26 protein-coding genes are annotated in these 20,589 nt (G+C 73.0%); 17 read left to right on the forward strand and 9 right to left on the reverse strand.

From position 1 onward, the window contains the following. Window positions 1-3 precede the first annotated feature (3 nt). From ACNAW0_RS00415 to ACNAW0_RS00430, 4 genes are read left to right on the forward strand one after another with little or no spacing between them, the layout of a single operon-like run. Window positions 4-252 (forward strand): hypothetical protein, encoded by a 249-nt coding sequence (locus tag ACNAW0_RS00415; RefSeq protein WP_416285602.1) that lies wholly within the window; start codon window positions 4-6, stop codon window positions 250-252. Next, entirely contained in the window at window positions 252-680 is a 429-nt protein-coding gene (locus ACNAW0_RS00420) for a hypothetical protein (RefSeq protein ID WP_416285603.1), read from the forward strand. The genes ACNAW0_RS00415 and ACNAW0_RS00420 overlap by 1 nt, the downstream gene beginning before the upstream one ends. A 12-nt stretch (window positions 681-692) precedes the next feature. Beyond that, complete coding sequence (locus ACNAW0_RS00425; protein ID WP_416285604.1) at window positions 693-1,043, forward strand: hypothetical protein; 351 nt, start codon at window positions 693-695, stop codon at window positions 1,041-1,043. Continuing rightward, window positions 1,004-1,318, forward strand: a complete 315-nt coding sequence (locus ACNAW0_RS00430; protein WP_416285605.1) for a hypothetical protein — start codon at window positions 1,004-1,006, stop codon at window positions 1,316-1,318. Before ACNAW0_RS00425 ends, ACNAW0_RS00430 begins: the two co-directional genes overlap by 40 nt. A 44-nt stretch (window positions 1,319-1,362) precedes the next feature. On the opposite strand, the gene ACNAW0_RS00435 is transcribed toward ACNAW0_RS00430, so the two are convergent. The 9 genes from ACNAW0_RS00435 to ACNAW0_RS00475 all read right to left on the reverse strand — a co-directional run bounded on the left by ACNAW0_RS00435 (window position 1,363) and on the right by ACNAW0_RS00475 (window position 6,255). Then, complete coding sequence (locus ACNAW0_RS00435; RefSeq protein ID WP_416285606.1) at window positions 1,363-1,683, reverse strand: hypothetical protein; 321 nt, start codon at window positions 1,681-1,683, stop codon at window positions 1,363-1,365. A 20-nt stretch (window positions 1,684-1,703) separates the two neighbouring features. Further along, window positions 1,704-2,282 (reverse strand): hypothetical protein, encoded by a 579-nt coding sequence (locus ACNAW0_RS00440; protein ID WP_416285607.1) that lies wholly within the window; start codon window positions 2,280-2,282, stop codon window positions 1,704-1,706. After that, a complete protein-coding gene (locus ACNAW0_RS00445; protein WP_416285608.1) occupies window positions 2,260-2,592 on the reverse strand; it encodes a hypothetical protein in 333 nt (110 codons plus the stop codon). Before ACNAW0_RS00445 ends, ACNAW0_RS00440 begins: the two co-directional genes overlap by 23 nt. A 29-nt stretch (window positions 2,593-2,621) precedes the next feature. After that, entirely contained in the window at window positions 2,622-3,479 is an 858-nt protein-coding gene (locus ACNAW0_RS00450; RefSeq protein WP_416285609.1) for an N-acetylmuramoyl-L-alanine amidase, read from the reverse strand. 284 nt (window positions 3,480-3,763) lie between these two features. Next, window positions 3,764-4,090, reverse strand: a complete 327-nt coding sequence (locus ACNAW0_RS00455) for a hypothetical protein (protein ID WP_416285610.1) — start codon at window positions 4,088-4,090, stop codon at window positions 3,764-3,766. Between the two features lie 23 nt (window positions 4,091-4,113). Next, the gene (locus tag ACNAW0_RS00460) at window positions 4,114-4,515 is read right to left on the reverse strand and encodes a hypothetical protein (RefSeq protein ID WP_416285611.1); all 402 of its coding nucleotides are present in this window, start codon (window positions 4,513-4,515) and stop codon (window positions 4,114-4,116) included. Beyond that, on the reverse strand, window positions 4,512-4,955 hold the full coding sequence (locus ACNAW0_RS00465; RefSeq protein ID WP_416285612.1) for a hypothetical protein: 444 nt from the start codon (window positions 4,953-4,955) through the stop codon (window positions 4,512-4,514). The genes ACNAW0_RS00460 and ACNAW0_RS00465 overlap by 4 nt, the downstream gene beginning before the upstream one ends. A 209-nt stretch (window positions 4,956-5,164) precedes the next feature. Then, the gene (locus tag ACNAW0_RS00470) at window positions 5,165-5,371 is read right to left on the reverse strand and encodes a DUF397 domain-containing protein (protein ID WP_416285613.1); all 207 of its coding nucleotides are present in this window, start codon (window positions 5,369-5,371) and stop codon (window positions 5,165-5,167) included. A gap of 14 nt (window positions 5,372-5,385) precedes the next feature. Next, a complete protein-coding gene (locus ACNAW0_RS00475) occupies window positions 5,386-6,255 on the reverse strand; it encodes a helix-turn-helix domain-containing protein (protein ID WP_416285614.1) in 870 nt (289 codons plus the stop codon). A 279-nt stretch (window positions 6,256-6,534) separates the two neighbouring features. Between ACNAW0_RS00475 and ACNAW0_RS00480 the strand changes: the two genes are divergently transcribed. The 13 genes from ACNAW0_RS00480 (at window position 6,535) to ACNAW0_RS00540 (ending at window position 20,583) form a co-directional block, all read left to right on the forward strand. Continuing rightward, the gene (locus ACNAW0_RS00480) at window positions 6,535-9,366 is read left to right on the forward strand and encodes a hypothetical protein (RefSeq protein ID WP_416285615.1); all 2,832 of its coding nucleotides are present in this window, start codon (window positions 6,535-6,537) and stop codon (window positions 9,364-9,366) included. After that, window positions 9,367-13,137, forward strand: coding sequence for a hypothetical protein (locus ACNAW0_RS00485; protein ID WP_416285616.1), 3,771 nt, complete (start codon window positions 9,367-9,369; stop codon window positions 13,135-13,137). Continuing rightward, window positions 13,115-14,197 carry a hypothetical protein gene (locus tag ACNAW0_RS00490; protein ID WP_416285617.1) on the forward strand — a complete coding sequence of 361 codons (1,083 nt, stop codon included), beginning with the start codon at window positions 13,115-13,117 and terminating at the stop codon, window positions 14,195-14,197. The genes ACNAW0_RS00485 and ACNAW0_RS00490 overlap by 23 nt, the downstream gene beginning before the upstream one ends. Next, window positions 14,194-15,105: a hypothetical protein gene (locus ACNAW0_RS00495; protein ID WP_416285618.1), complete on the forward strand. Its 912-nt coding sequence runs from the start codon at window positions 14,194-14,196 to the stop codon at window positions 15,103-15,105. The genes ACNAW0_RS00490 and ACNAW0_RS00495 overlap by 4 nt, the downstream gene beginning before the upstream one ends. A gap of 202 nt (window positions 15,106-15,307) precedes the next feature. After that, on the forward strand, window positions 15,308-16,234 hold the full coding sequence (locus ACNAW0_RS00500; protein WP_416285619.1) for a hypothetical protein: 927 nt from the start codon (window positions 15,308-15,310) through the stop codon (window positions 16,232-16,234). 63 nt (window positions 16,235-16,297) lie between these two features. Further along, window positions 16,298-16,600 (forward strand): hypothetical protein, encoded by a 303-nt coding sequence (locus tag ACNAW0_RS00505; RefSeq protein ID WP_416285620.1) that lies wholly within the window; start codon window positions 16,298-16,300, stop codon window positions 16,598-16,600. An 844-nt stretch (window positions 16,601-17,444) separates the two neighbouring features. Continuing rightward, window positions 17,445-17,687, forward strand: coding sequence for a hypothetical protein (locus ACNAW0_RS00510; RefSeq protein ID WP_416285621.1), 243 nt, complete (start codon window positions 17,445-17,447; stop codon window positions 17,685-17,687). 39 nt (window positions 17,688-17,726) lie between these two features. Then, window positions 17,727-18,815 carry an AAA family ATPase gene (locus ACNAW0_RS00515; protein WP_416285622.1) on the forward strand — a complete coding sequence of 363 codons (1,089 nt, stop codon included), beginning with the start codon at window positions 17,727-17,729 and terminating at the stop codon, window positions 18,813-18,815. Continuing rightward, complete coding sequence (locus tag ACNAW0_RS00520; RefSeq protein WP_416285623.1) at window positions 18,812-19,345, forward strand: hypothetical protein; 534 nt, start codon at window positions 18,812-18,814, stop codon at window positions 19,343-19,345. The genes ACNAW0_RS00515 and ACNAW0_RS00520 overlap by 4 nt, the downstream gene beginning before the upstream one ends. Before the next feature lie 67 nt (window positions 19,346-19,412). Beyond that, on the forward strand, window positions 19,413-19,727 hold the full coding sequence (locus tag ACNAW0_RS00525) for a hypothetical protein (protein ID WP_416285624.1): 315 nt from the start codon (window positions 19,413-19,415) through the stop codon (window positions 19,725-19,727). A gap of 106 nt (window positions 19,728-19,833) precedes the next feature. Further along, window positions 19,834-20,076 (forward strand): hypothetical protein, encoded by a 243-nt coding sequence (locus ACNAW0_RS00530; protein ID WP_416285625.1) that lies wholly within the window; start codon window positions 19,834-19,836, stop codon window positions 20,074-20,076. Window positions 20,077-20,161: 85 nt separating this feature from the next. Further along, window positions 20,162-20,452 (forward strand): hypothetical protein, encoded by a 291-nt coding sequence (locus tag ACNAW0_RS00535; protein ID WP_416285626.1) that lies wholly within the window; start codon window positions 20,162-20,164, stop codon window positions 20,450-20,452. Then, window positions 20,452-20,583, forward strand: coding sequence for a hypothetical protein (locus ACNAW0_RS00540; protein ID WP_416285627.1), 132 nt, complete (start codon window positions 20,452-20,454; stop codon window positions 20,581-20,583). The genes ACNAW0_RS00535 and ACNAW0_RS00540 overlap by 1 nt, the downstream gene beginning before the upstream one ends. Window positions 20,584-20,589 lie beyond the last annotated feature (6 nt).

Consider the following 20,589-nt stretch of genomic DNA (forward strand, 5'->3'; position numbering starts at 1 on the left):
GCGATGCGTAAGGGCCAGAAGGTGACGGTGCGGGCGCTGACGGCGATGCCTGGCGTGCCGGACGGGTCGGTGCAGCACGTGGAGTGGGGGCCGCGGGTGGCCACGCTCGTGGAGGCCGGCCGGTACGAGGTGTTGGAGGGTGAGGAGGCCGAGCAGGCGGCGACCGCGGACCTGGAGCCGCCGGACGCTAGCCAGCAGACGCCGACGGCGACGGCCGACGGCGACGGCAAGACGCGCAGAGCGCGCCGCTGATGGCGGTGGTTCGGCCGCGCGTCGATCTGTTCGCCGGCGAGATGCGCCAGCTGCTCACCGGCTCGACCGGGCAGGTGGTGCCGTTCATCCGCAGCGTGGCCCGGAAGGTGCGGACGCGGGCGGTGCTCAAGTGCCCGGTGGACACCGGCCGGTTGCGGGCGGCGCACCGCGAGGAGGTCGGCGTGCGGGCGGGCCAGGTGTACGGGTTCGTGGAGAACGATGTCGAGTACGCGGCGGCGGTCCACGACGGGACGGGGGCGCACCTGATCCGGCCTCGGCGGGCCGGGGGGATGCTGCGGTTCGAGACGGGCGGCCAGGTGGTGTTCACGACGCTGGTGAACCACCCGGGGACGCGGGCGCAGCCGTGGCTGCGCGAGGCGATGGAAGAGGTGGCGGTGCCGGCGGGGTTCCGGCTCGTCCGCTCGTAGGGAGGAAGCGGGATGCGGGAGTTCACGACCAGCGCGAAGGTGGCGAAGCAGGACGGCGGCGAGAAGAAGCTGCCGGACGTGCCCTTCAAGCTGGACGGGGTGGACATGGTGTGCCGGGCGCCGAAGGATGCGCAGCTGGCGTACCTGATGGCGGCGGCGTCGTCGAGCCGCACCGAGGCCGACCAGGTGGCGGCGGTGCTCGACTTCTTCGAGCAGACGCTGGACCCGGCGAGCCTGGCGGTGTTCCGGAAGCGGCTGCTGAACACGGAAGACGAGTTCGACTTCACCGACGCCATGGGGATCTTCCAGCACGTGTGCGAGGAGTGGTCGGGCCGCCCTACTGGATCGGGCAGCGCCTCCTGACCCTGGCGGTCAAGCGTTGGCCCGAGTTCCACGGGACGCTGCTGATGCGGACCGGCCGGGAGCCGCTGGACCTGCCGCTGCCGTCGCTGCTGGACGTGATCTACGCCTGGTGGGTGGAGGGCGGCACGGAGAAGGACGTGGCGAAGTTCCGGACGGCGTTGGAGACGCCGCCGGTCACGGCCGAGCTGGAGGGCCGCGAGGAGTGGTCCGACGACGACACTGACGAGTCGTTCGCCCGCGCGATGGGCGGTATGCAGCGCGCGGCGTCAAGATAGGAGAGGGCGGCCCCGGTGCGGGGCCGCCCTCTTCCGTGCGGGGGTCAGCTGCGGAAGCCATCCCCGCGGAACAGGGTGCTGCCGCCCGGCTCGCGGCGGGGCAGCTGCGGCGGCGGCAGCTCGGCGGCCGGCGCTGACGCCAGGAACGGCAGGTACCGGCGCAGCCAGGCGTCGACGCCGGGGATGGCCAGGACGCGGGTCACCGCGCCGGTGACGACGAGGGCCTGGGTGACGAGCGGCACGGCGTCGACGCCGGCCACCGCGGCGATGGTCGGCAGCAGCGACAGCAGCGCGACGACGGCGGCGAAGATCGTGCGAATGGTGGCCCGCGCCGGGTGGCGGGTCTGCGTGGTGGGGGCGGTCATGGGTCCCTCCTCGGGTTTGGTCACAGACACAGGTCGAGCAGCGGCACGCACACCAGCACCGGGCTGGGGTGGGGTGTGGGTGCCGGCGGGCCGGGTGGCCCGCTGGGGCCGGCAGGTCCCGAAGGACCGGCCGGGCCGGAGGTTGGTGCCGGCCGGGGCGTGCTCGAGGGAGACGGCCGGCCGGTCGGCCGGGCCTCGGCCCGGTCCGGGGCGCCCGTCGACGGGGACGGGGACGGGGCCGGGCCGGTGCACGCGTACCGGCGGCGCAGGTCGCGCACCGGCTCGTCGCGAGGGGCCAGCCGGTCCAGGGCCACGCACAGGTCCCGGCGGGTCTGCTCCAGCCGGGCGTCACGCGCCTTGGCGCCACGGGCCTCGGCGGCCCGCCGCTGGGCGAGGTCCCGCTCCAGCGCCTCGACCCGCCGCTCCATGCGGGAGCTGGCCAGGTCGTAGGCGACGGCCGTGGCTGCGGCCGCGCAGATCAGCGGCAGCAGCGCATACAGGGCGAGGATCCGCCCCAGCCTGCGGCGGTCGTGCGCCACCACCGGGTCGTCGGCCACCCTCGCGAGCCGCCGGGTGTCATCGGTTCGGTGGGGGGTCACCGGGCCTCCTGCGGAGCGTGTCGGGGTCGAGGCCGGCGGCGAACACGTCCAGCCGCAGCCGGGAGTACATGTCCTGGTAGCGGGTCAGCTCGCCCTCCAGGAACTGGACGCGTTGGTCGAGGTAGGCCAGCCGCTCGTCCACCCGCTTGTCGAAGTTGGCTTCCCGCTGCACGTCGGCGGTTCGGCGCGTACCGAGCAGCCCCAGCACCGCGGTGACCAGCGTGGCCAGGACCGCCAGCGCCCCCACGGCCACGGTGAGGCCGGAGACGTCCCCGCCCGCAGCACGGACGATCTGCGCAGCCAGCCACACGCTGCCCCCTCATCGGAACGGCGGGGTGCCTACCGCATCGGGTTGCGGTAGGCGGCGTCCCAGGTGTTCTTGCCGATCAGCCCGTCCTGACGCAGGTCCTGGTCGGCCTGGAACGCGATCGCGAGGGCCCCGTACTCGGGGCCGTAGATGCCGTCGTTGCCGGCGCCGCCGAGCCACCGCTTGCCCTGGCCGATGGACCAGCCCCGGCGGCCGAGCTGGGTGACCCACTCGCGCAGCCAGGCCCGGTCGGTGCGGCCCTTGAAGTAGCGTTCGTGCAGGCCGGACACCGAGTAGTCGGGGCCGGACGCCGGGCCGAAGTACCAGCCGGCGGGCAACGGGAACGCGGTCGCCGTGCCGGGCGCGGGCTTGCCGGCGGCCGGCGGCTTCGGGTGCGGGGCGGGCGTGGATGCGCCGACGATGGGCAGGCCGGCGTGCAGCCAGGTGTAGATCTCGTCGCCGGGGCAGGAGGTGTTCCCGCGGTCGCGGTGGCCGAGCAGCTGGAGCCGCTTGCCCTTGCGGTCGTTCGCCTCGTCGTAGAGCCACTTGAAGGCGCGGCGGGCGGCGTCGGAGACGTCCTGACGGCCGGGCTGGTCCTTGCCGATGATGCAGACGCCGATGGCCTCGGTGTTGTGGCCCTGGCAATGCGCGCCGAGCACGTTCCACCCGCGGCCCTCGTAGATGACGCCGGTGATCGAGTTGACGAGGAAGTTGTAGCCGATGTCCGACCAGCCCTTGACCCGCATGTGGTAGTCCTGGATCTGGCGTGGGGTCTGCGTCGCCGACGCGGCGGAGTAGTGGCCCATGAAGACGGTCCGCTTCGACCAGGGCACGGTCGAGCGGGACTCCGGTGGGCAGGCGCCCCATTCGGCGCGGCTGATGATGTCCACTGGTTGTCCTCCCGGCAGCAGTGATCGTCTGTCGGGGGACAGCGGCTCTACGGTAGCGGCCCGGGGGGACGGTCGCGGGGCGGCTGGGAGGTGGGCGGGCGCGCCGGGTGCTGTCCTGGGGGCGGCGCGCCCGCCCGGGTGAGCGGAACCGGGCTGCCGCCGCACCAGTTGGAGGACAGCTGGTCCGCTCGCCGCGCGACGAGCACGGGGGAAACCGCGTCGCGCGGTGGTTCAGGCCCGCCGGTCACCGCGTGGACTGCGCGGGTACGGTGACCGGCGGGGGTCTACATGCGCCAGGTGTAGGTGATGTCGGCCTCGGTGGGGCCGATCACGACCTTGGCCAGCAGCATCTCCAGCACGGACTGGCGGTAGGAGAGCTGGATGTCGCTGAGGGTGGCTCGGCGTTCGGCGGCGGTCCAGGTCTTCGACTCGATGGCTGCGGCGTCGATGAGCTGCTTGTGGCAGCCGAGCCCGCACTTGTAGTTGCGCTTGGGGGCGTGGGCCTGCTGCTCCTCGTCGAACTCCGTGGTGTTGACGGGCACCAGGCGCAGGTCGCAGCGCCAGCAGTGAAGCAGCAGGCGCAGCAGGTACGGGTCGTTGCAGGCGGTCATGCGGGACCGCGACGTCGGTGGCCTCACCACGGTCCGTGCGCCGGGGGGCGGCGGTCACCCCCCGCCTGCCCCCCGGCCAGTGCCGGCCGGGCCACGCCGGGCCATGACGCGACGCCCGTCGGGTTTGCCGGCCACTGCGCCGCCCCGGCACCCCCTGCGGGGACGGCGGACGGAACGGGCCGCTCGTGCCACGGTTTCGGCGCGGCGTCGGCGGCCGTGACCGACGACGGCTCGACCCCTGCCGCCTCGATCACCCGGGATGCGTTGGAGCGGCACCGGCAGCCGAGCTGCCCGCAGGCGCAGACGCCCTGCGGTCCGGGCCGGTGGCGCAGGTAGCTGTCGACGGCGGCGCGGTAGAGCACGCTGCCGGGCAGGGTGGTGATGGCGTCGGCGGGCAGCCGGCTCGCGGTGCGGATGCGGTTCACCGGCGGCCTCCTTTGCCACGGAACTGCTGGGCGGGGGTGGTGAGCAGCCCGGTTACCGGCCAGATGATCTCGGTTGGCGCGTTCCAGTCGGGCTGCACGGTGTGGCGCGGAGGGGCCGGGGTTGCCGGATCCGCCGGCCCCTCCGAGTTCATGGCGCCGTTGGCCCACTGCACGGCGATGCAGGGGAACGGGGAGCTGCACCAGGTGCAGCGGCGGTGGACCTTGACCTTGGGCGGCCAGGCCTGCACCTCGATGTGCGACGAGCCGGGCAGGTGCACGGCGAGGACGTAGCCGGCGAAGGCTTCGCGGTGGTCCCGGCCGGTGAAGACGATGTAGCCCTCGTGGGGGACCAGTTCGCCGGGCGGCGGCGGTGGGACGTCGCCAGCAACCAGCGTGGACGGTGGTGGTGCTGCGTGTGACAGGTGTCCTGCCTGGACCATGAGCTGCCCCCAGGGGTGCGGTTCTCGATGGTGGTCATGCGTTGCACTGTGCCGGGCTGGCACTGTGCTGGCTAGCACGGTGCCAGCATGGCACGGAGCCGGTCGATGTCACAAGGGGCGCGCGGAAACTGACGCGGCGTGTCTGCCGTGGACGCGCCGAGGGGCCGGCACCTTCCGGTGCCGGCCCCTCGGGTGGGTGGTGGTGGCGGTCAGCCCAGGTCGAACTGCCCGGCCTTCGCGCCGGCGATGAACGACGTCCAGCCGGTGTTGTCGAAGGTCAGGATCGGGCCGCTGCGGTCCTTGCTGTCGCGGACCAGCATGGTGCTGCCACCGACAGCGTCGGACACCTCGACGCAGTTCGAGCCGCCGTCGGACTTGGTGGACTTCCGCCAGGGGCGGAACTCGGGATCGGACATGGGGGACTCCCTGGTCAGGCTTCGGCGGCCAGCGCGTCGGCCGCCTTCTGGATGAGTTCCGCGCTGTCCTCGGGGGACAGCGCGGCTTCACGCAGCTGCTCGAACAGCCGCGCGTACCGCTGCGCCTCCCGGGCCTCGGTGACCAGCAGGTCGGCCCACACGGTGTCGACGGCCACCAGCGTCAGGTCCTCGGGGTCCGGGTAGGCGTACAGGGAGAACGGCGAGCGCGGAACTGCCCCGCGGCCGAGCCGGGCGTCAACCGGCAGGACGCGGACGCTCACGTTGTCCCTGGTCGTGGCCAGAGTGAGCAGGTGGTGCAGTTGCTCCCGCATGATCTTCGGCGGCACGGGCAGCCGCTCTATGGCCTGCGGTTCCAGCACGACGTCGTACTCCGACCCGTCGGGGCCGGAAATCTGGTGCTGCCGGGCGAGTCTGCCGGCGACGGTGCCGCTGAGGTCGAAGTCCGCTCCGTCGTCGAGCGAGACCTGGCCCCGGTGGCGGGCGTACGCCTCGGTCTGGAGCAGGCCGGGCAGCAGGTTGTTCTGGTACTCGAGGATGGTGCGGGCGCCGCACTCGATTTCGGCGGTGCGGGCCTGTCGGGCGCCCATGCCGCCGTACTTGGCCTCGGTCCACCAGCCCTTCGCCAGGCCGTCGCGGGCGACCCGTTGGAGCGCCCGGTACTGCTCCTCGCCTTCGGGGAGCAGCACGTCGAGGATCCGCAGGACGGTGTCGAGTGGACGGCGCTCGCCGTTCTCCACCTTCGACACTGCGGTGCGGTCCAGGCCGGCATGGCGGGCGAGGGTCGCGCCGGTCATGCCGCGCTGCTCGCGCAGCTCGCGGATGGCCTGCCCGAGGCGAAGGCGTCGGGCGAGGGGGCTGATCACGTGGGCTGCACCTCCGGGGCTTGGCACGGTGCCAGTTTGGCACGCGGCCTGCCGTGAGGGTAGGCGGCGACGGCGGTGGGCGGTATGCGTGAGGCTTTCGGCTGGTCCGGCGTGGTGGCTACGCTGTGCGGCAAGACTCGGCGCGCGGGACGGGTCGGGCTCGCTGGATGAGCGCCCGCGAAGGGCTCCGGTTGCGTCACCGGAGCCCTTCGTTCGTCCGCACGTCTGTACGGCCGCAGTGGACGACTGCGACCGCCGAAACTGGCCTACGCTGGGGACGTGGCGCTAGGCAAGGCGTATATCGAGATCATCGGCGACGTGCGGAAGTTCGCGCCGCAGCTGAAAGCCGGGCTGGGCAAGGCGCTGAGGGTCGCCACAATCACCGGGCTCGGCGCGGCGGCCGCCGCATCGGCCGGTCAGGTCATCGGCCTGGCCGCCGCCCTGGCGCAGACCGCCGGGGCGGCGTTCGCCCTGCCGGGGGCGATGGCGGTCGGCGCGTCGGCGATGGCGGCGTTGAAGGTCGCCATCTCCGGTCTCGGGGACGCGTTCTCCGCGGCCGTCGAGGGCGACATGAAGAAGTTCGAGAAGGCGCTGGTGGACCTGTCGCCGCAGGCGCAGCGGGTGGCTCGGGAGTTCCTGGCGATCCAGCCGGCGCTCAAGTCGATCAAGACGGCGACGCAGGACGCGTTCGCCGCCCCGCTGGTGGGGCAGATCCAGGCGACCGCGTCGGCGCTGTCCGGGTACCTGCGCGTGGGTCTGGCCGGCGTCGCCGCCGAGTACGGGAACGCGGCGCGGCAGGCGCTGGAGTTCGCCCGCCAGGGCGCCACCGTGTCGGCGCTGCGCGGGGTCCTCGACACGACGCGGACCGCGGTGGCGAACCTGGGTGTCTCGGTGGGGCCGGTGCTGGCCGGGTTCCGCGACCTGGCGGTGGTGGCGTTGCCGGCGATCCGCGAGCTGTCCGGTGTGGCCGGCGGGCTGGGCGTGAAGTTCGGGGCGTGGCTGTCGTCGATGGCGCAGAGCGGCCAGGCGGCGGCGGCGATCCAGACGGCGCTGGGCGTCATGCGGCAGCTCGGCGCGGTTGGGCTGAACGTCGGGTCGATCATCAGCTCGGTGTTCGCGGCGGCCAACGCGCAGGCCGGCACCGGCGGGCTGCTGGGGACGCTGGTAACGGCGACCGGCGCGCTGCGGCAGTTCCTGTCGTCGGCGGAGGGTGGGGCGGCTCTGCAAGGGCTGTTCGCCACGCTGGGTGGCCTGGCGGCCGGGCTGTCACCGGTGTTCGGGACGCTGCTCGGCATCATCGGCCAGTCGCTGGTGCCGGCGCTCATGCCGATCGCGCAGGCGATCGTGCCGGCGTTGCAGGCCCTGGCGTCGGCCCTCGGGCCGGCGATCGCCGCTCTCGGCCCCGCCCTCGGCCCGGTGTTCTCCGCGCTGTCGTCCGGCATCCAGGCGCTCGCGCCGTCGCTGGGGCCGATCGGGCAGGTCATCGCGTCGATCGCGATGGCGCTCGCGCCCGTGCTGCCGGTCATCGGCCAGCTGATCACGATGCTGGTCGGGCCGCTGGCCACCGCGCTGAGCGCGCTGGGTCCGCTGCTGGGCCCGCTGGTGAACGCGCTCGGCCCGGTGCTGCTCCAGATCGGGCAGACGCTCTCCGCGGTCCTGGCGCCGGTCGCTGGCGTGCTCGCCGAGCTGTTCACCCAGCTGGGTCCGCCGCTGGGCCAGGTCGTCGCCGCGCTGGGTGGAGCTCTCGCCCCGGTCCTCGGGGTGATCGGTCCGCTGATCGCCACGGTGGTGCAGGCGATCATGCCGCTGGTCCCGATGATCGTGTCGCTGCTGCCGCCGCTGGTCGAGGTCATGGTGGCGTTGACGCCGCTGATCCAGCTCCTCGCGCAGGTCGCCACCATGGCGATCACCCTGGTCGCGCCGCTGATCAAGCTGGCGGCGATCCTGTTGCAGTTCCTCGCCGCGCAGGCCATCGCGCCGCTGATCTCGGCGATCGCCAGCGCGCTGACGTGGCTGCTGTCGCCGCTGTCCGGTGTGGCCGAATGGCTCGGCAAGGTGCAGGCGTGGCTGTCGGCGATCGATTGGGCCGGCGTGGGTTCGGCGATCGGCGGGGCGTTCTCGTCGGCGTGGAACGCGGTGGTCGGGTTCTTCCAGTCGATCGGCACATGGTTCGCCGAGCTGCCCGGGAAGATCGGCTCGTTCCTCGCGTCGCTGCCGGGCCTGCTGATGGGGCTGTTCTCGTCGGCGTTCGACATGGCGTTGCAGGCGGTCGGTGTCGGCATCGGCCTGGTGATCTTCTCCGTGACGCAGATGCCCGGCCTGATCCTGGCCGGCATCCGGGCGCTGCCGGGGCTGCTGGCCGGGTTCTTCACCCGGGTGTGGGCCAGCGCGAAGGCGCTGACGCTCGCCGGCATCAACGCGGTGGTGTCGTTCGTGACCGGGCTGCCCGGCCGGATCATGTCGGGGCTGTCGCGGCTGCCGGGGATCATGGCGGGCGCGCTGTCGTCGGCGATGAGCGCGGCGCGCAGCGCGGCGTCCAGCGGCGTGAGCGCCCTGGTGTCGTTCATCAGCAGCGTGCCGAGCCGGCTGTCCGGCCTGGCCGGGAAGTTCGTGTCGGCGGGCAAGAGCCTCATCAGCGGGTTCATGAACGGGCTGAAGAACGTCGGCGGGTTCATCGGGGACGTCGCCGGGTCGATCACGAACGCGATCAAGGGGTTCATCAACCGGGTCATCGGCAAGATCAACTCGGGTATCGCGTCGATCGACGCGAAGCTCCCCGGATCGCTGCCGCGCATCCCGGCGCTGGCGGACGGCGCGATCCTGCGGCGGCCGACGCTCTTCGTCGGCGGCGAGGCCGGCGACGAGGTGGTGGTGCCGCTGACCCGGCCGCGCCGGGCGCGGGAGCTGGCCGAGCAGTCCGGGCTGCTGCGGCTGCTCGGCGATGGCGGTGGCGGCGCGTCCGTGGTGTTCGGGCGCGACGCGATCCGCGTGACCTTCGAGGGTGTCCTGCCGACCCGGCAGGAGGCGCTGGACACCGGCCGGGCGGTCGGCGAAGGCGTGATGGAGACGCTGGCCCGCAGGGACGTGGCCACGACCGTGAGGACGATCTGAGTGGGCGAGTACAACCCTGACCGGCCCTACGTGCTGGGGATGCAGTGGGCGCCGCTGGTGGCGGACACGGTGCAGCTCGACACGGCCAGCGAGGTCGGCTACACGTTCCGGGCCCGCACGACCCACCCGGCAGCGGGCGGCCTGCGGCGGGTCCGGTTGCACATGGCGAGCCCGCCGCCGGGCCTGGCGGACCGCAAGGAGCTGCTGGTCAACGTGTACCCGGCGGACCGGGTGGCCGGCACCGGCCCCGTCCGCAAGCTGGTCATCCCGTGCGGGGAGGGGTCCCTGCTGCCCGGCGCGGCGCTGGCCGGCGGGGGGTCGACGCCGTACGACGCGGTGAGCAACCCGGCGGACCCGCGATACGTCACCCTGACCGGCCCGAATGCGGCCGCCCGCTTCTGGTTCGCGACGACGTACTCGCCGACGACCTTCAAGCTGCAGGGCCAGCGGATCCTCGACGTGTCCGTGCTGTACGTGATCTCGGGCCCGTTCGCCGACCTGGCCCCAGCGGTGACCCTCGGCCTTGAGCGCCCGTCGGCCGGCCTCAACTGGATCATGGACGAGACGCTGAACGGCCCCGCCGAGCACAACGGCGGGACGGCGGTTGTTCGCTCCCGGCTGGGCGAGCTGAACCCGTGGTGGGACACGGCGGCGGCGCCGACGACGCAGCGGGGCCGGGTGCCGTGGCGGGTGAAGGCGGGCAACGGCGCCGCCGGGCTGGACGCGCTGGCGACGTCCGGCGGCACGAACATCAACGTGCGGCTCCAGTCCAGCGCGGCCGCCGCGGCGGGCGCGGTGTTCAAGGTGCACTACCTGGCGCTGGAGATCACGTACGGGGTGGAGAACCGGCTCGGGGGCGGCGGCCTGGACGTCTCGCAGGGCCCCGGCACCGTCATCCCGACAGGGTCCACCGCGGTCACCGGGTTCTTCTTCGAGGTTCCGCTGCTCGGCTTGAACGCGGCCGACGTGCAGCTCACCGCCGGGCGGGAGTACGCGGTCACGGTCGGCCAGGCGTACGGGGGGCAGAAGTCGGTGGCGTCGCCGGTGCCGGTGAAGCTGGACCGGTTGGGGCCGGTCGAGCCGTTCCCGGCGCACCGCGGCGTGCTGCTGCGTAAGACGCTGCGCGCCGGGCAGACGCCGACGGTGGAGACGGTGCAGGAGATGCCGTCGATCCTGCTGCTGACCGGCGCGGTCGCGCCAGGCAGCGCGGACAGCAGCGGCCACACCTACATGAAGCAGGTGGTGGGCAGCGTGTCCAGGGCGAGAACGGCGTGGGACACCTTCCAGCACGTCGTCGAGTCGCACATGGGCGATTGGGTGTGGGCCCGCTTCTACGCGCGGCACCTGCCCGGCACCCTGGACCCGCTGGAGCTTGCGATGGTCGACGGCACCAACCTGGACGTGCGGCTCAGCGCGCCGGCGCGGATCACGGTGGAGGAGTTCGACGCGCTGCCGGAGATCGCGGACGGCTGGCGGGAGGTGACGGTCCGGCTGCCCGCCCCGTACCTGTCGAACGGGGTGGGCGACGTGACGTGGTGGGCGTGGACGAGCAACGCGGACCCGCAGGCGCCGTGGCAGGTGCTGGGCGCTGACGCCGACCCGTCCACCGAGGCCACCACGAACAACCTCGCTTCGGCGACCTACGGCGACGCGCAGCAGGTGTACGCCGCGTACGACGGGCAGCGGGACCAGAGCGCCGACCTGACGCTGATGTTCGCGCAGGAGATGGACGCCGTGCTCGGCCTCGATGTGCAGCCGGCGGTGCAGCCGCTGACCGTCGTCGACGACCAGTGCACCCGGCCGGCGGCGAAGATCCCGACCGGCATCCGCTACCACCGGCTGTCGTGGCTGGCGGTCAACTCAGCGGTGGTGGGCGGCTGGGGGCACTACGAGGTGCAGCGCCAGGACGACACGATGGCCGCCGACGAGTGGGAGACGATCGCGAAGGTCGTCGAGCCGAGCGTGACGGCGGTCGACGACTACGAGGCGCGGGTGGGCGTCGAGTCGCGGTACCGGATCAGGATGATGCACCGCCTCGGCATCGCCGGGCCGTGGTCGCCGCCGGTGGCGGCGACGATCGCCGCGCCGGGCGTGGAGGGCCGCAACGTCGACACCGGGGTGCTGATCCTGACCAGCAACCACAACCCGGCCGGCAACCTGGCGTACGTCGAGAACTTCGACCGGTCGTCGGTGGAGGAGTTCACGTTCCCCGAGGCGGGCCAGGTCGAGCTGCAGGAGATGTTCGACCGGGACTTCAGGACGGCGTTCCGGCCGTTGGAGCGCGGTGGCGTCGAGTTCACCCGGACGGTGCTGGTCAACACGGCGGCGGTGCCGCCGGCCACGATGGACCGTGGCTTCACCGACCTGCGGGACCTGGCGTGGGACACGGTGCCGTACGTGTGCGTGCGGGACGAGCTGCGCAACCGGTGGCTGTCGACGCTGCTGGTGCCGTCGGCGTCGGTGAAGCGCCGCAAGGCGGGGCAGCTCCAGCTGGCGCAGGTGCAGGTGGTGGAGGTGACGGCGACGCCGGCCCCGCTGGACGGCGGCCCGGCCGCGTGCGAGGGCCTGCGGCCGGAGGGCCAGGTGTCGTCGGTGACGGCGACCACGCCGGTGCCGGCGGCCGGCCTCGCCCCGTCCGTGTTCGGGGACCTGTTCGACCGGAACGTGTCGGGCGACCTGGGCAACGGCTGGACGATCATCGAGGGTGCGGCGGCGGACTTCTCGGTGGCCGCCGAGGCGGCGACGATCAACGTGGCCGGCGGCGGCCCCCGAACGGCCGTCGTCGGCGCCGGCTGGAAGGACGTCGACGTCCAGGCGCGTTTCCAGTTCAGCGCGGTGGCGACGGGCCAGCCGATCAACGCGTACCTGGTCGGCCGGCACGTCAACGGCAACACGCACTACCGGGCGCGGCTGGCCGCGCAGACGGACGGCAAGCTGGGCGTCGCGCTGGAGCGGATCGTGGGCGGCGCGCTGACGAACGTCACAGCGCTGGCGACCGTGAAGGACCGGTTCGGTGCCGCGCTGTCCTACCAGGCGGGGCCGTGGTACCGGATGCGGTTGCAGGTCCGCGACGCGGCGGTCCGGGTGGCGGTGTGGCCGGACGGGCAGGCCATGGCCCGGTGGGAGCAGTCGGCGAGGGACATCGCCATCGTCGGCGTCGGGCAGGTCGGTGTGCGCGGCGTGCTGACGGCCGGGAACACCAACGCGGCCCCGACGGTCAAGGTCGCCGAGCTGTCGGTGAGGCAGCCGGCGTCGAACGACCTGGACCTGCGAGTGGAGCTGCGGCCGACCGGCGACCAGTGGACGGCCGAGCTGTCGCGCACCGACAGCACCGCGTCGACCGGGTGGAAGCTGACCGCGGACTCGGGGTCGACCTGCCTCAACCTGTGGGGCGGCGGCGCAGTCAACTCGTGCAGGAGCACACGGGAAATGGTGGCGACCCGGCAGCGGCAGTGGCTACGGGTGACGTACCGCAACGACGTCGGCGGCAGCGGGGCGGCGACGTTCTACGCCTCGGACGACGGGGTGGCGTGGCAGCAGTTCGGCAGCTGGTCGACCGCCCCGGAGCCGCCGACGCTCGACCCCGGGCAGCTGGCGGTGGTGCTGACCGGCGACGTGACACTGGCCCGGGCCGAGGTGCGCCAGGGCGTCAACGGGCCGGTGCTGGCCGCCCCCGCCTTCGAGGTGCAGCCGGCCGGCACGACGCGGTTCGCCGACGCGCAGGGCAACGTGTGGGAGGTGGACGGCCGTGGTATCTGCGCCCCCGCCTGACCTGCTGGACCTGCCCGCGCACCGCGGGCAGCGGTCGGCGTCGTTCCGGTTCGACCTGATGGACGGGCGGACCGGCGTGCGCCGGGGTGAGCTCACGCCGCTGCGGGACACCTCGCCGAGCCTGAGCCACGACAGCACGTCGACGATCCCCCGGCGGCTGTCCGGGTTGACCCTCGGCGTGGACGACGCGAAGCGGATCAACCAGTTGACCGACCGGATCGCGCCCAGGATGGTGCTGGGCGACGGCACCTCGTACCGGCTGGGCCGTTACCTGGTGTCGGACTCGTCGGACCTGGTGACCAGCGCCGGGTCGACTGCGCCGCTGACGCTGCTGGACGAGATGTTCGTGGTCGACCAGGAGCTGGACGTCGGCTTCGACGCGGGCGGGCAGCTCGTCGACCAGGTGGCGGCGCGGCTGGTCGACGGGCTGCCGATCGGGCAGCTGGTGGTCGACGCGACGGAGTTCACGTCGGTGGCCGCCTGGTCGCCGGGCACGTCGCGAGCGAACGCGCTGCGGGACCTGGCCGCGTCGGGCGGGTACTTCATGCCGTGGTTCGACCATCGGGGCTGGCTGCGGATGCGGCGGGCGTTCGAGCCGGCCGACCAGGCGGTGACGATCGACCTGGACGCCTCCCGGCGGGTGATCCGGGGGGCGATCTCGCGGGGGACTGACCTGCTGACCGCGCCGAACCGGTTCGTGGTGGTGTCGAACGACCCCGGCTCGGAGACGGAGCCGGTCGTCGGGGTGTACGACGTGCCGGCGTCGGCGCCGCACTCGATCGCGCAGCGCGGGTTCGTGCTGCCGAAGACGGTCGACGTGCAGGTGCGCTCGCAGGCGCAGGCGACGGTGTACGCGCGGACGCTGGGGCTCCAGCAGACGGTGTACGAGGTGGTGGAGCTGAGCACGCCGGTAGACCCGCGGCACGACGCGTACGAGGTGGTGCGCTGGGACGGGGTGCGGTGGTTGGAGGTGGCCTGGACGATGCCGCTGGCCCCGGGCGGGGAGATGCGGCACACGCTGCGGCGGGCGTACCCGGAGACGGAAGGCGGGGAGGCGTGAGCGACGGGAAGGTGCCGGGCCTGGCGGTGCCGGTGAAGGCACTCGCCGAGGCCGTGCTGGAGAAGGCGGTCCGGCTGGGCCTGACGTGGCGGCTGCGACCGGCGACGGTGACGAACGTGGCCAGCGACGGCACGATCCGGGCACTGCACGACGGCGACACCCAGGCGATCCGGGTGACGTCGATGATCGGCGCGGTTCCGGTCCACGCCCGGGTGATGGTGCTGAAGACGCCGCCGGCCGGGAACCACATCGTCGGCCTGGTCGGCTCACCCGGGCCCGTGGGGCCGGTGCTGACGTTCACGCAGAGCGGGACGTTCAACGTGCCGGCCGGCGCGCGGTGGATCCGGTCGTACGGGGTCGGCGGCGGCGGTGGCGGCGGCGGGGTGACCGGCGCGACCGGCGGCAACGGCGCGGGCGGCGGAGGCGGCTCCGGCGGGTACTGCGAGAGCGTGTGGGCGGCGGCGGAGCTGCCGTCCCAGGTGGACGTGACGGTCGGCGCGGTCGGCGCGGCCGGTGCTGCGGGCGCGTCGGGTGGGGCCGGCGGGGCGACGAGCTTCGGCGGGCTGTGGACGGCGGGCGGTGGCGCTGGCGGCGGCGGGGTGACGGCGAACGCGACGGACACCAGCGGCGGCCGGGGCTACGGCGGCGCGGCGTCGGGCGGGAACGTGCGGAACTCGATCGGCGCGGGCGGCGGTCCGGGCCGGACCCTGGACAACCGGCAGGTGTTCGCGGGGTTCGGTGGGGACTCGATCCTGGGGGCGGGCGGGCCGGCCCCGGTGACGGCCAACGCGGGAGGGAACAACGCGGGCGGTCCAGGTGGTGGCGGTGGCGGCGCGATCGCGCAGGCGACGTCGCGGTCGGGTGGTGCCGGCGGCAGCGGCCTGGTGATCGTGGAGGTCGTCTACTGACCGTCTGACCTGGCCTTGGAAACAGCGCAGCCCCGGATCGCGAAATCCGGGGCTGCGCTGCGTTCACGTGGAGACACCAGCATAGCGGCCCGCGCCGACGGCGAGCAAAGCGCCGCGCCGCCGTACATACAATATTGACGCCAGGGCCCGAGTTCTATACAATGTCTTTGTACGTATCGCCGCCCCTATCAGGAGGTTTGGAGTGGGCAAGGCATTGGTCGTGGCGTGGGGCCACGAGTTCGTGGACGAGGTGGTGGACGCCCTCGGCGACGCCGCCGTGGACGTCGTGGTCGGCAAGCCGACCCTCGCGCAGTGGCGGGGAGCGGCGCTCGTGGTCGTCGACGCCCGCGTGCAGCCGCTGGCGGCCGGGATGCCGGCACGCCCGGGGATGGTGGTCGTCGCCCCGGCGAAGCTGGCCGGCGACCGGCTGGCCGACGCGTACGGCGCCTGGCAGGCCGAGTACCCGGAGGTGCTGCTGTACCGACTGCCGTACGGCGCGGAGACCGTCCGCAAGCTGGTCGCCGAGGCCGCCGTAGGCCAGGCGGCCGAGGCGCGGATCGGCGTGGTCGGTGGCCACGGCGGCGCCGGGGCGACGACGCTGGCGGTGGCGCTGGCGCTGGTCGCGGCCCAGGAGGGGCGGCGCGCCCTGCTCGTCGACGCGGCCGGGCGCGGCGGCGTGGACGACCGGCTGGGCACGCCGGCCGACGAGCTGCGGGTGGTCGACGAGCCGTTCCGGCCGCTGCGAGCGGTCGAGCGGTACGCGGCCGAGGTGAAGGTGATCGACCTGGACCGGGCGCTGGACGACGGCCAGGTGGAGGCGGCCCGGCAGTGCGACCTGGTGCTGCTGGTCGCCAACGCGCAGCGCAACCCGATGGCCAGCCGGTGGGTCGCCGCCAAGCTGTCCGAGCAGGGCGTGCGGTGGGCGTTCGTGCCGACGTGGATGCACGACAAGGTGGCGCAGGAGATCCGCCGCGAGTTCGGGGTGCGGTTCATGGACGAGGTGCCGCTGGAGCCGCCGTCGATCTTCTCGGACGGGCGGGTGCACCTGCTCGACCGCTGCCCGCTGCTCGACCTGGCGCGGGACCTGCTGCGCACCGCGCCGCACGCCGCCGCCCGGGTGGCGGCCTGACCGTCCCCGACCGGTGCCGTACATTGACGTTGTATGGCATCCGGCCGTGGGAGGAGAGGAACAGTGAAGGTGAACCAGGCGAAGCTGAAGGCGGTCACTCGGCGGATCGCAGCCGACTTGATGACGCCGGGCCCGGTGGAGATCCCCTCGATGGTGGGGCTCAAGGAGCTGGTTCGCATGTTCGGCGTGAAGGACAACACGCCGTATCAGTGGCGGTCGAAGGGTCAGCTGCCGAAGGAGGACGGCGAGGTCAGCAACAATCCGCAGTGGAAGCTCATGACGATCTACGCCTGGGCCGAGAAGACCAACCGGAAGATCGTGTGGGACCCGTGGGATGTCCTCGAAGAGGCCGACGAGGCGGCGTAGGTATGCACACGCTGGTTCCCATTGCGGCCGTACACAGCGGGTGTAGGGTGCCGGAAAACGTCTCGGCCCCGCCAGGCGGTCATCTGGCGGGGCCGAAATGGACGTACCCGGAACGGAGAACGGGTCGCACGCGCATCGTACGCCAGTTCGGGCGACGTGCGCTGGCGGCGCTGCACAGAGAGGCCGCCTGCATGGTGGACCGGTGGACGGTCGAGCGCGCGGTAAGGCACGAGCTTTGCACGCTCGACCCGCCCGGCCGGCAGCTCGTCCTGACGCTGCTCACGTGGTCCGATGCGGCCACGGCGACGATCCCCGAGCAGTTCACGCCAAGCCTGACCGACCTGGAGAAGGGGACCGGGCTCGCCCGGTCGACGGTCGCGGCGTGGCTGAACAAGCTGGAGGGTCAGTGGGTGTGGCGCGACCGGCCGAGCGTGGCCGACGCGCGACGCAAGAAGGCCCGCACGGTGTACCGCATGGGGGTTCCGGCGGAGTTGTTGCGGAGGCTCACCGAGCTGGGGGTAGTTGGTCCGCGTGCCGGACCAGCCGCGTCCGAATCGCCCGGGTCTGGTAGTCCGATGAGCGGACCAGTGAAGGGCGGTTCTAGTCCGGGTCGCGGACTAGAACTAGTCCGCCAGGCGGACCGAGTTGGTCCGCCACGCGGACGCAAGACATACAGGGAACAAGAAACGGTTGGGGTCCGCGCCGCGAGCGGTGTCGACCACCGGTACGTCGAGGGGCCGAACGGCGCATGTGCCTATTCCGGGTGCAGGAAGTCGGCTCCGCTGCACGGGCCCGCGCTGCGGGCCGTGCCCGAGAAGGGAAGGAGAGTGATCGGGGAGTGAGGGTGTACCTCGCGCCGGTCGACGTCGCGCAGTGCGCGACGTGCAGCGGCGTGCTCGTGGCCGCCGGAGACGACTGGCGGCACCGCGAGGGCACGGGTTGCACCGAGCTGGCCGAGCCGGTGATCTGCCGGTACCCGGACTGCGGCCTGCCGGCCGCCGTCGGGAGTGAGGCTTGCGCGGGCTGCGCGGGTGCTTTTTCGTCGGGCAAAGATGTGGGGTCGCAGTCCCTGACCGCGACCGCATAAAGTCTATGTAGGACGTTCGTTCACGTGGAAAGGAACGACATGAGTTCGAGGTTCATGCCGGCCAGCCGGAAGAAGGCGAAGGCGCGAGTCGCCCTCGCCGGGCCGAGCGGTGCCGGCAAGACACTGACGGGGTTGAAGCTGCTCTACACGCTGACCGGCGCGCAGACCGTCGCCGACGGCATCGAGCGGATCGCGTTCGTCGACACCGAGCGGGACTCGGCCGACAAGTACGCGGTGAACCCGGAGCTGCCGGGCGTCGGCGACATGACGCCGGACGAGGCGGGCGGCTACGGCTTCTCGAAGATCAGCCCGGTGCGGTACGACCCGCGGCAGCTCGTGGAGCTGATCGACGAGGCGGCCCTGGCCGGGTTCACCGGCTTCATGCTCGACTCGGCGTCGCACTACTGGTTCGGGCCGGGCGGCATCCTGGAGCTGGTCGACCTGTTCGCCCGCAACCACGGCGGCCGGTCGATGGACGGCTGGAAGGACGTGCGCCCGATCGAGCGGGCGTATATCGAGGCGCTGATGAGCTTCCCCGGGCACGTCGTGGTGTGCCTGCGGTCGAAGCAGAAGTACGAGATCACCGAGGGCAGCGACGGCAAGAAGCAGGTGTCCAAGCTGGGCATGCAGCCCGACCAGCGCGACGGGCTGGAGTACGAGTTCGACCTGGTGGGCGACCTCGACCAGGACCACTACCTGCGGGTGACGAAGAGCCGGTGCGTGGCGCTGGCCGACCAGGTGATCCACAAGCCGGGCGAGGAGCTGGGCCACCAGCTGCTCGACTGGCTGGACAACGGCGAGCCGCCGAAGGACCCCGACTGGCCGAAGGCCCTCGCGGCGTGCGCGTCGCGGGAGGACCTGTCCGTGCTGTGGCAGCGGGCGCAGCGCCTCGGCAAGACGCAGAAGCTGCGGGACGCCTTCAACGCGCGGGGCGCCGAGATCGCGGCCTCGCGGCGAGCGGTCGAGGCCCCGGGCGGTCAGCTCGACAACGCGCTGACCGAGGCGGCCGGCGCACGCAGGTCCGACCCCGACGAGTCGGAGGAGGCGGGCGCGCAGCAGGCCCGCGACGCGGGCCGGATGGCCCGGGCCAACGGCCGGCAGCCGGAGACGGCGGGGGCGGGCCGATGACGGTGCAGCAGGCGACCATGCGGGCGGCGGTGCTCAAGGCCCTGATGGACGAGGTGAAAAAGGTCTACGACGTGGCTCGCGCCGAGGCCGACGGTCGCCTGGTCGAGCTGAACGGCGCGCTGGGCGTGAAGACGATCGAGGTCCGGCTGCCGGGCTACGACGGCCCGGTGGCGCAGGTGACGCTTTCCGAGCCGAAGACGGGCTTCGTGGTCGACGAGGCCGGGTTCCTGGCGTACTGCAAGGCGGAGCACCCGTCCGAGGTGCAGGCGGCCGTGCCCGAGCCGGTGGAGTCGGTGCGGCCGGCGTTCCGCAAGGCGCTGCTCGGCCGGGTGAGGGTCGAGCCGGACGGGACGGTGGTCGACGGCGACACGGGCCGGGTCCTCGACTTCGTGGAGGTCGCGGACCCGCCGCCGCCGTCGACGACGCTGACCTTCAAGAAGGGCGGCCGGGAGGAGGTGGCGGCGGCCTACCGGGACGGTCGGCTGGCGCTACCGGAGCTGCTGGCGCTGCCGGCGGCCGAGCAGGAGTGATCGGGCGCGGGGCCGGGCGGCGACCTTCGCCCGGCCCCGCGCCACATCGGAGCCGGGGAGGTGGGCGGTGGCGATCGACGCGCGGCTGGTGCGTGACGGGCTGGTCGACGTCGAGGCGTTCGCCGCCGCCGTCGAGGCCGGCCCGGTCGGGGTGTGCGACTCCTGCGGCGGGCTGCTCGACGGCTCGGCGACCGAGGGCGGCGGCCTGGTGTGGCTGACGACCAGTTGCCGGGGCTGCGGGCGGGAGCGGACCGCGCCGGGCGGCCGGGCGCTGCCGCGCCCCGCGGGCCGGCGGCCGGGCCCGCCGGCGTGGCTGCTGGAGGCGGCGGCCGAGCTGGACGCGCGGCGGCTGGGGGAGCGGCCCGAGTCGCGGACTGTGTGACCCGCTACACGGCCCAGAGCGTACATAAAACTTGTACGCGGGACTGCCGTCCGCCTACAATGAAGTTGTACGTTCCGCCCCCCACCCTGCACTGAGGAGGAGCACGATGCTGAGCTACGAGGAGATCCTGGAGCGCGCCCTGCGGGTCGCGGCCGAGGAGCTGGCGCTGGAGGAGGCCGCCGAGACGATCGGCGACGAGCCGCTGCGCGACGAGCGCGACGGCGAGCCGGTCGAGGTGCGCGAGGTCCAGACGCTGGCCGACGCGGGCTTCATGGGTGCCGAGAACGGCATCGTGCTGCGGCTGACCGACGGCCGCGAGTACACGCTGACCCTTAACCGCTACCGCTGACCGAGCCGGCGGGCGCGCCTCGAGCGCGCCCGCCGCTTCTGCATCCCGACCTGACCTGATCCGACCCTGACCCGAGGAGCGAGAGATGAGCGACCTGACCTGCAGCGAGCGCCTGACGATCCCGACCTTCAACGCCGAGTTCGTGCCCGAGGAGGACGGCGGGCCGTGCACCGAGTCGGCCGTCGCCCGCCTGGTGATCGACCACGACGGCGAGAAGTGCGGGGACGGCGGGCTGTGCCTGTTCGACCCGGCCGAGGGCCTGGAGCTGGACCCGTGGCGGCAGGAGCGGCTGCTGTGCGCCAACCACCTGCACGAGCACGAGGCGGCGGTGGCCGAGCGGGGCGAGCTGGTGGGGGAGACGCTGACCCGCCGGTGATGACCGAGGAGATCCGGCCGGGACCCCCGGGCGGCCTCGACCTGTTGGAGGGGAGACCGATGGAGAGCAAGACGGTGCCGGTCGTTCCGGCACTGCCGGCCGGCGGCCGTGCCGCCGAGGCCGCCGGGTAGGCCGGC

Origin of the sequence: Micromonospora sp. SL1-18 (genome assembly GCF_047921505.1) — a bacterium.
Lineage (GTDB): Bacteria > Actinomycetota > Actinomycetes > Mycobacteriales > Micromonosporaceae > Micromonospora.

What these genes read in the sequence shown, in the direction of transcription:
- ACNAW0_RS00415 (WP_416285602.1), top strand. Translation starts at nt 4, where the DNA reads ATGCGTAAGGGCCAGAAGGTGACGGTGCGGGCGCTGACGGCGATGCCT.
- ACNAW0_RS00420 (WP_416285603.1), top strand. Translation starts at nt 252, where the DNA reads ATGGCGGTGGTTCGGCCGCGCGTCGATCTGTTCGCCGGCGAGATGCGC.
- ACNAW0_RS00425 (WP_416285604.1), top strand. Translation starts at nt 693, where the DNA reads ATGCGGGAGTTCACGACCAGCGCGAAGGTGGCGAAGCAGGACGGCGGC.
- ACNAW0_RS00435 (WP_416285606.1), bottom strand. Translation starts at nt 1,683, where the DNA reads ATGACCGCCCCCACCACGCAGACCCGCCACCCGGCGCGGGCCACCATT.
- ACNAW0_RS00455 (WP_416285610.1), bottom strand. Translation starts at nt 4,090, where the DNA reads ATGACCGCCTGCAACGACCCGTACCTGCTGCGCCTGCTGCTTCACTGC.
- ACNAW0_RS00465 (WP_416285612.1), bottom strand. Translation starts at nt 4,955, where the DNA reads ATGGTCCAGGCAGGACACCTGTCACACGCAGCACCACCACCGTCCACG.
- ACNAW0_RS00470 (WP_416285613.1), bottom strand. Translation starts at nt 5,371, where the DNA reads ATGTCCGATCCCGAGTTCCGCCCCTGGCGGAAGTCCACCAAGTCCGAC.
- ACNAW0_RS00515 (WP_416285622.1), top strand. Translation starts at nt 17,727, where the DNA reads ATGAGTTCGAGGTTCATGCCGGCCAGCCGGAAGAAGGCGAAGGCGCGA.
- ACNAW0_RS00520 (WP_416285623.1), top strand. Translation starts at nt 18,812, where the DNA reads ATGACGGTGCAGCAGGCGACCATGCGGGCGGCGGTGCTCAAGGCCCTG.
- ACNAW0_RS00530 (WP_416285625.1), top strand. Translation starts at nt 19,834, where the DNA reads ATGCTGAGCTACGAGGAGATCCTGGAGCGCGCCCTGCGGGTCGCGGCC.
- ACNAW0_RS00535 (WP_416285626.1), top strand. Translation starts at nt 20,162, where the DNA reads ATGAGCGACCTGACCTGCAGCGAGCGCCTGACGATCCCGACCTTCAAC.
- ACNAW0_RS00540 (WP_416285627.1), top strand. Translation starts at nt 20,452, where the DNA reads ATGACCGAGGAGATCCGGCCGGGACCCCCGGGCGGCCTCGACCTGTTG.